This is a genomic window from Streptomyces sp. NPDC040610, from assembly GCF_055594065.1.
In genome coordinates, this window is the sequence record NZ_JBVIXA010000001.1 from 79,052 (window position 1) to 86,956 (window position 7,905).

Consider the following 7,905-nt stretch of genomic DNA (forward strand, 5'->3'; position numbering starts at 1 on the left):
GTGGGGCGGCGCCGGTACGGGCGGGGGCCGCACGAGACGGATCTTCTCGCGGACGCCCCGCCCGTGGTGGGACGTCACGCGCCTCCGGTCGGGCTCCTCACCTCCCCGACCCCTGCCACAACGTCACAGCCAGTGCCGTGCACGACGTCACGGCCGCGAGGGACGGCAGCGGCCAGCGGGTGCGCTCCAGGGCGTCGAGGCGTTCCTCGTGCTCGCCGAGGGCCTTGTCGGTCTGGTCGGCGCGCTGGAGCAGGAGCGCCAAGTCGCCCCGGGTGGTGGCGAATCCCACGTCGACGGAGCGGTGCAGACGCTCCAGTTCCAGGGCGATGCCGTCGGTGTCAGAGCTGGTCATCCGCGGCCTCCGCACTCGGCCCGGACCGGCCCCGGCCCGCGCCCTGCAACCAGGCCGGGAGCAGCCGTTCGACGGCGGGGGCGGACATCAGACGGCTGAGCGCCCCGGCGACGGCCACCGCCAGGGCGACGCCCGGGAGTTCGCGTACCGCCGGGTCGTCCGCGAGCAGCGGCAACGCGGTGGTCAGGGCGAACAGGGTCTGCACCAGGGTGCGCAGGGAGCGACGGCCGGCGTCGGACATGGCGGCCCCCCTCACGTGCGCGGCACGCGCAGCCGGTCCCAGCTGGCGCGCCCGGGTGTGCCGTCGGCGTCGCCGCCCGCGTAACCGAGCTTGCGCTGCCAGGCGGCGTACGACCGCACGTCGGCCTCGCTCCACTCGGGCCCAGGACCCACGGCGTACCGCCCGCAGCCCTCGGCGACCAGGCGCCGCCCCACGGCTGTGACCAGCGCGCTGCGACGGCCGGGGACGAAGAAGGCGGCGCCGGGGAACGGGGCGTGAGCGGAACCGGGCTCGTCGGGACGCCCCGGAGGGCGCGTCCCGAGGCGACGCCCGATCCGCGCCCGCATCGCCGCCATCGAGAACGACGGGTCGATCTTGCGCCGGGTCCACTCCCTGTGGCCGATCACCGAGGCCTCGGACCACCCGTGCGCCCGGCACAGCGCTGCCGCGAGCCGTTCCACGGCGTCGAGCTGCGCGGCCGGGTAGGGGTCGCGGCCGTTGCCCAGGTTCTCGATCTCGAAGCCGTAGAACCGGGCGTTGCCGTCGACGGCGTCCGGGCCCGGCCGCACGGGCGGCGCCTGCTCGGCCCGCACGGCGGCGAGCGCGGCGGCGGAGCCGTTCCCGGCGTGGTTCGTCCGGCCGTGACCGAGCAGGTGGACGGTGCCGTCCTTGGTGACGAGGCCGAGGCAGAGCGGGCCCGGCAGGTCGGGCAGGCCGTGGCGGCAGGCGGAGAGGCTGTTGGACCCTGCGGTGTGGTGCAGCATCACGCCGTGGACGGGGCCCCAGGGGCCTTTGTGGTTGCGGTTGTGGGTGCGCCAGTTGGGGTGTTGCTGGGTGGTGGTTCCTTCCTGGTGGAGGGCGGTGAGGAGGGTGGTGGAGGTGAGAGGGGTGGCCATGGGGTGCCTCCTTGGCTCACGTCGGTGTGGGCGGCCGCGCGGCGCGGTCCGTGCTCACTGCTCCCAGGGCGGCGGCAGTATGTGGTCGAGGTCCATGCCGTCGTCCCCGGCGCGCGCGTCCGGGTCGTCGATCGGTACGGGGGTGACGGGGCGGGGCTCGGGCGCGGGCGCGGCTGCTGCGGGCGCCCGGACGACGCGCGGTGCGGCAGCGCCCGGCGGCGTGCCGGTGTCGACAGGGCCGTCCGGGGTGAGACCGGCGTCGACGGGGACGCCGTTGTAGGAGGTGCCGCGCAAGGTGAGGGTCTGCTGCGGGACACCGCCGGCCGTGTGTGTGGTGCGCAGGCCGACGACCCAGGCCAGCGTGTTCAGTTCGGCGCCCGCCCCGTCGACGACACGGACGACGTCACCGAGCTGGATCCTCGGGTCGTGCAGGACCTCCACCGCGTCGAGCACGGGCACCGGATAGCGCCCGGCGTCCAGCACGGTCGAGGCGAGAGCCCGCGCGACAGTGGCGCTCTGCACCCACGGGGACTCCGGCGCGAGGTACTGCTGCTTGCCGTAGTGCCCGTGGCTCGGTGTGCTCCAGCGGGCCCACTTGCGCTTCTTGGGGTCGACAAGCCGCTGGATCGGAACGATGGACACCGAAGGCTTGCCGTCCTTGGTGACGGTCCACAGCGGTGTCGTACCGCGGTTGGTGAACCGGACGACGTACGACGGGCCCTCGCGCCAACTGCTGACCGTGACCTTGCCCTTGACCGAGCGCCCGCCGTCCTCCGCGTCGCCGAACCGGACCACGTGCCCCGCCTTCGGGTCGGCGTCGTCCACGACCTGAAGCGGGCCGATGTCGTTCTCCTCCTCGACCATCGCGTAGCTGACCTCGACGGGGACCCCGGGCATCAGCTTGCGCACGGAGGTGTCAAGGACGGGCTCGGCGTCCTTGTGGCCGGACTTCTTCCAGTCCTCGTAGGGCTGCACGCAGTAGTTGCGGCAGGCGTCGATCTCCTCGGTGACCGTGAGCGCGGCGATGTCCCTGCGGGTGGTCACCGTCAGCTGGGGCTTCGTCGGCGCCTTCGCGAACCGGCCGGGGCCGCGCCACCGGAAGACCCCGCGCTCGTCGAACTCCGCCGTCGACATGCTCACGCGGGCGATCTCCGAGATGGCGTCCCACTGCGACCCCGAGACCTTCGGCACGTCGAACAGCGGCAGTTCGGGCGTGTCCAGCTCCGCGCCCTTGACCCAGTCGCCGCGCTGCTCCCACGCCGCCTGGGTGAAGGCGCTGGCCTTCGCCGCCACGCGGTCGGTGACCTGGACGCACTCGACAGCCATGTCGGTCGTCACGTCGACCTGCCGCAACTCGGACGGCTGCTGGGACGCGGCCGCCTCCGTGAACTCGATGTCGTCGCTGTCGATGTACTCACCGTCCGGCGCCGTCATCCGGATCTGCATCGTGGGGCGCGGGCTGGACGGCTTGGTGGTGACCAGCAGCCCCAGGTGCCAACGGCCCTTCAGTGCGGCGAACTTCGTGGGGATGAAGGCCTGGCTCTCCGAGGTGCCGCCCAGCGTTCCCGACCGCATGGTCACGTACGACGTCTTGGCGTCGAACACGACGGAGATCACCCCGAACTTCCCCGCGCTGCGGTCGAACAGTGCCGACAGGGTGATCGTGTCGCCCCGGGCGAGGGCCGTGTTGACCCAGCACTCCACCAGGAACACGCTGCCCGGCAGCACCATCCGCGAGCGCGGCATCCACGACGTCTTGAACCCCGGCTCGCTCGGCACCAGCGCCATCTCGAACGGCGCGCCCTCGCGCTCCCAGGTGTACGTGGTGGGGGCGGGCAGCGCCTCGGGCTGGCCGTACGTGGAGTTGAAGCCGCCGTGCAAGGAGGCGTAGATGATCGACAGGGGGGCCTTGTCCTCGTCGTCCGCGACGGGAGCGCGCGGCGGCGGGCAGCTGTGGATGCCGCCCTGGCGCAGGAGTTCGTCGACGCACCAGGTGGCGGTGGCGACGGGCTTGCCCCAGAGATAGCCGTGGTACGGGCGGGGCAGTGCGGCGGGACCGCGCAGTCGCTCCGCGCCGTCCAGCGCCTGCACGGTCACGGTGTCGTCGCCGGACGCGGCCGAGCGGGAGCGGACGGTGCCGCGGAAGGCGGGCAGGGTGTGGCCCGCCGCTCCCACGGTGTGGACGACGGACTGGCCGGGCCGGGTGACGTCGCCGGTGGCACGGTCCGCCCAGGCCGAGTACAGCCGCGGCGCGGGCACCCCGTCGTGCCCGCCGAGCTGGAGTTCCAGCTGCGCGGACGCGCTCCCGGAGAACGCCCGTACGGCCTCCGGCAGGTCGGTGGCGTACGCCCGCTCGACCGTCCAGGCCTGCACGTCCGGTCCCACCTCGCGCCCGCCGAGGCGGGTGGAGTGGGCCGGTCGGCGCTCGGGGGCCGCGAGCGCCGCGTCAAGGGCCGGGTCAGAGGGTTGCACGGGTCACCTCCACGAGGTCGATGCCGATGTTGCGGTACGGGAGCCGGGCGGCCGGCACGTCGGAGTAGCCGGTGACGGACATCGCCGGGCAGCCGTCGCCGACCGCGAAGGCCTCGGCGGCCTCGCCGATGGACAGGCAGGCGCCGCCGAGCGGGATGACGCCGGCGCTGTTCAGCAGGCCCTGGGGCGTCACGAAGGCCGCGTCCACGGGAGCGGCACCGGTGACCGAGATGTTGGTGCCGCTTGTCTCCCGCAGGGCCTGCCCATCGGCGTCCTTCCAGGCCAGGCGCGCGACGGCGTCCTGGCCCCAGCCCGGCGGCAGCAGCCAGGAAACGGTCATTCCGGGCGCGACGGGCCAGCCGGGCCAAGTGCCGTGCACCCAGCCGACGACCGAGGGCACCGTTCCGCCCACCGCCCACCCCTCGCGGACGAACCGCTTGAAGGTCGGCTTGCCGCTCACCGCGAACCAGTGGTCCAGGCCGTCCGCCCGGCCGCTCTGCCCGGCGGCCTGCGCGGGGCCGAGCAGATTGACGGAGACCGGGTCGAGCACGGCCACGGGGCCCGCCGCCCGGCCGGTGCGGCCGTCGGGGGCGCGGCGCGCGAGCCGCGCCAAGTGCTGCGCGTCCGCGGGCTCCAGGCCCTCGAAGGAGAACTTCAGCCTGCGCGTGGTGTGAAAGGGCGCGAAGGTCGTGACCTGGCCCTCAAGTGCCCTGAACTCACTGACGTTCAGCTCGGCGCCGCGGTCCCAGCTCTTGGCGGCCTGGGGGATCTCCCGGAGCAGTCCGGGGCTGCCGATCCAAAGGTTCCTTGCCATACGGCTCACCTCCGTGCGAGCTTGCGCTGCCCGCTGAAGACGGCGCGGGCGATGGTCTGGGCGTCGACGTCCACGTGCACGGGGCGCTCGGTGAGCCGCTCCAGGGCCTCCGCGAGGCGGCGCAGCGACGCGCCGCTGTTCTGGTTGCCGAGCATCCGCTCCAACCTGCTGAGCGGGATCACCGCCTCGCTCTCCCCGCGCTCCGCGACGAGCGCGAGCGTGCCGCCCGGCCGGGCCCGCACCACACCGCCCTCGGCGAGATGCGGCACCGGAATCCGCGGCAGATCGAACCCGAACCCCTTCCCGCCGAGCCCCGGCACCCACCCCGGCACCTTGAACTTGATCCGGTTCATGGCGCCGATGAGGACGTTGAGCCCGCGCACGAGCTGCACCACGGGCGAACGGAAGGCGTTGACGACTCCTGTGAGCAGCGGCTTCAGGAACCGCGAGGCTCCCGACGAGGCACTCCTGATACCGCTCCAGGCGGCGGAGACGCCCCGGCGGACGAGCCTCGCGACCTTGTCCATGTCGACGAACTTCGTGATCAGCGGGGCGAGCAGCGCCATCACGAGGCCGAACGGGTTCGCCGCCATCGCGAGGTTGAGCCCGCGCTGCGCGGCGGAGGCCCCTCTGGCCCCCTTCCCGAGCTGCCCCATGGACTTCCCGCCCCGGTCGGCGTTCCGCCCGGCCCTGCCGACGGACCGCTCGACGGCGTCGGCCTGCCGCTTCACGCCCTGCAACGCGCTCTTGGCCCGGTCGGCGGACCGGCGCATCCGGTCGAGCGACGACCTGAGCTTGTCGGACCCGCCCTTGGCCTTGTCGAACGCGCTGTCGGCGCTGCGCACGCCGGAGCGGAGCTTGCGGACGGCGTCGTCGCCGCGGCCGGCCGTGGTGCGGAGCTTGCCGAGGGACTCGTTTCCGTTCCGGGCGCTGGTGCGGAGCTTGTTGAGGGCCTCGCTCCCGTTCTTCGCGGCGGTACGGAGCTTGCCGACGGAGGTACCGGCAGGACCGGCCGACTTCTTGATCCCGTCGACTGCCTTGTCAGCATCGCCCGTTGACGTACGAAGCCGGGTGAGGCCCGTCGCCGTCTGCCCCACGGATGTCCGCATGCGGTTGAGTTGGGTGACGGTTGTTCTGAGGGATGTGTTCAGTGCCATGAATGCTCCTCTCGGGACACGGTCCGGCGTCGGACCGGGACGCGGTCCGGCGTCAGAACTGGCCGTCCAGGCGGGCCACCGCGCCGTAGAGCCGCTGCAACTCGTCGTGCGCCCGGCTCGCGCTCCGCTGGAGGTCCCGGATCTGGTTGTTCTGCCGGGTGTTCGCGTCACCGACGGCGGACCGGTCGGCCTTGCGCCGGATCTTCTGGTTGAGGTCGCGGTTCATGTCCCGGAGACGCCGGTCGGCCCTGCGGTCCACTTGGACGATGTGGTCGTGAAGAGAATCCGGGTCCTTTCCCTCGCGTTGAAGCTTCTTGTCCTTGAGGTGCTGGCGAAGATCGAAGTCGAAAGCGGCCAGCTTCACGCTGCTGGTGACGAGGGAGGCCTCACCGGAGACACCGGTGGCCGTGCCCGTGGCCGCTGCGGCATCCCCTTTGAAGTAGCCGGCCTCCAGCTTCTTCTTGAAGGGCTGGAATTCATTCTCAAGATCTGCGATCCTCTTCTTGAGTGATGCCAATTCGTCGCCCATTCATGCTCCTTTTCCGGATTGTGAGGCAGTGGAATGCCCGAGAAGCCAGTGGCCCAGTTTTCTGGACGCGGCGAGTCCGAATTTGAGATCCCTGATCATTTGGTCGGCAGGACGCTACTTGCCGAGACGTGGGGAGGGTTACTCGGCAAGGGGTTCTTCGTCAACGGTGAAGGGGGTTCCCGTAATTCGCGGAAGCGGGAGAAGATAGGGAATTCTGCGTGGGGTAGAGAAAGAACAAACATGCTCATCCCGGCGAATTACTCGCGTCTCGCCATCAGTGGTGGCGTGCGCGGCGTCGGAGCGTGGAATGTCGTGTTGCGGGACGTGTCCGAGGCCGACGAGTTGGGAGACGCCCGGTCGGCGACGGCGTCGCGCATCTTCTCGTACCCGGGAGGGAAATGGCAGGCTGACGTCGAGTTCGGCTGCAGAGGGTGTGTCGCCATGTACTCAGTTGACGGCAGTAGAGGGCAGAATTTGATTTCCCATGGAGACAAGTTCAGCGGGACGATCGATCTGCCGAAGAAACCGGGGCTTCTCGTCGTCAGTGCGACGAGCAACAGCCTGGGCTGGGGCAGCATGTGCCGCTGGCGCATCAAGCTTCGCCCGCGCTAGGCCTTTCCGGAGGCCGCCGCGATGTCCTGCGCGCTGTCACAGGGCGAAGAACGCTGCCACATCGCTCTCCGTGGTGACGTGCGGGGTCCCGGCTTCCTCCCGATGCTCGTCGCCCGGTCGCCGCAGGGGCGTCGGACACTCCAGCGGCTCCGCCTCCTCATCCCGGTTGACCATCGCGAACATCCAGTTGGACTCGGTCAGTTGGTCCACCGCGTGGGCCAGCAGGTAGTCCGTCACCGACCACTCCGCCGCCTCCCCGTGCAGCTCGCGGTGGAGGGCGCTGTCGCGGGGCAGGTGGCGGACCAGCACCGCGAGCCGCCGTGAGGAGAGGCGGCCGCGGTGCCAGTCCAGGAGGTTGATGCCGTAGTGGCGGAGGAGGTCCGACTCGAGGGCCTCGGCGTGTTCGTCCACGAGCTCGCCGAGGCTCAGTCTTCCCCCAGGCCGAGCCCCGTCTCCTTGCCGTAGGCGTCGAGGATCGCGGCGATGTCCTGCATCGTCGTCTCGTGCCGGGCGAAGCGGGCGAACTGGGCCTCTCCGAGGAGGAGTTCGAGCAGGCCGTCGACGTCGTTGTCGTCGAGGGCGCGCAGTTGGCGCGCGGTCGCGCGGGTCAGCTCCGTGGGGAGTTCGAAGGCGTCGCCGTCGAGCTCGAAGGACCAGGTCCGGCCGAGCGCTTCGAGGCGCTGGGCGCGGGCCGCGTTGACGTTGAAACCAGGCATGGAGGCTCCAAGGGGTGGGAGGGGGAGTGGGGGGGGAGGGAGGGATCACCCCAGGAATGCGAAAACACACGCCCCCCCGGTCCTTCCCGCTCCCCATCTTACCGTCCCCCCTGCGACCCCTCCAGACCAGGCACGTC

At 71.4% G+C, this 7,905-nt stretch carries 10 protein-coding genes; 1 reads left to right on the plus strand and 9 read right to left on the minus strand.

The features are described 5' to 3' along the window. Window positions 1-97: 97 nt before the first annotated feature. From ACZ6AA_RS00390 to ACZ6AA_RS00420, 7 genes are read right to left on the minus strand one after another with little or no spacing between them, the layout of a single operon-like run. Window positions 98-352, minus strand: coding sequence for a hypothetical protein (locus ACZ6AA_RS00390; protein WP_468450405.1), 255 nt, complete (start codon window positions 350-352; stop codon window positions 98-100). Further along, the gene (locus tag ACZ6AA_RS00395; protein WP_471455662.1) at window positions 339-593 is read right to left on the minus strand and encodes a hypothetical protein; all 255 of its coding nucleotides are present in this window, start codon (window positions 591-593) and stop codon (window positions 339-341) included. The genes ACZ6AA_RS00390 and ACZ6AA_RS00395 overlap by 14 nt, the downstream gene beginning before the upstream one ends. Before the next feature lie 11 nt (window positions 594-604). After that, entirely contained in the window at window positions 605-1,468 is an 864-nt protein-coding gene (locus tag ACZ6AA_RS00400) for a peptidoglycan-binding protein (protein ID WP_471455663.1), read from the minus strand. 54 nt (window positions 1,469-1,522) lie between these two features. Then, window positions 1,523-3,940, minus strand: coding sequence for a hypothetical protein (locus ACZ6AA_RS00405; RefSeq protein WP_471455664.1), 2,418 nt, complete (start codon window positions 3,938-3,940; stop codon window positions 1,523-1,525). Then, window positions 3,927-4,754, minus strand: a complete 828-nt coding sequence (locus ACZ6AA_RS00410) for a hypothetical protein (RefSeq protein WP_468450412.1) — start codon at window positions 4,752-4,754, stop codon at window positions 3,927-3,929. The genes ACZ6AA_RS00405 and ACZ6AA_RS00410 overlap by 14 nt, the downstream gene beginning before the upstream one ends. Window positions 4,755-4,759: 5 nt before the next feature. After that, window positions 4,760-5,911: a hypothetical protein gene (locus ACZ6AA_RS00415; RefSeq protein ID WP_471455665.1), complete on the minus strand. Its 1,152-nt coding sequence runs from the start codon at window positions 5,909-5,911 to the stop codon at window positions 4,760-4,762. A gap of 52 nt (window positions 5,912-5,963) precedes the next feature. Beyond that, the gene (locus tag ACZ6AA_RS00420) at window positions 5,964-6,440 is read right to left on the minus strand and encodes a hypothetical protein (RefSeq protein WP_468480324.1); all 477 of its coding nucleotides are present in this window, start codon (window positions 6,438-6,440) and stop codon (window positions 5,964-5,966) included. A gap of 240 nt (window positions 6,441-6,680) precedes the next feature. On the opposite strand from ACZ6AA_RS00420, the gene ACZ6AA_RS00425 reads away from it, so the two are divergent. Beyond that, complete coding sequence (locus ACZ6AA_RS00425; RefSeq protein ID WP_471455666.1) at window positions 6,681-7,052, plus strand: hypothetical protein; 372 nt, start codon at window positions 6,681-6,683, stop codon at window positions 7,050-7,052. 36 nt (window positions 7,053-7,088) lie between these two features. Here ACZ6AA_RS00425 and ACZ6AA_RS00430 read toward each other — a convergent pair whose 3' ends face one another. Continuing rightward, a complete protein-coding gene (locus ACZ6AA_RS00430) occupies window positions 7,089-7,412 on the minus strand; it encodes a hypothetical protein (protein ID WP_471456575.1) in 324 nt (107 codons plus the stop codon). 65 nt (window positions 7,413-7,477) lie between these two features. Continuing rightward, complete coding sequence (locus tag ACZ6AA_RS00435; RefSeq protein ID WP_468480326.1) at window positions 7,478-7,768, minus strand: hypothetical protein; 291 nt, start codon at window positions 7,766-7,768, stop codon at window positions 7,478-7,480. Window positions 7,769-7,905: the final 137 nt, after the last annotated feature.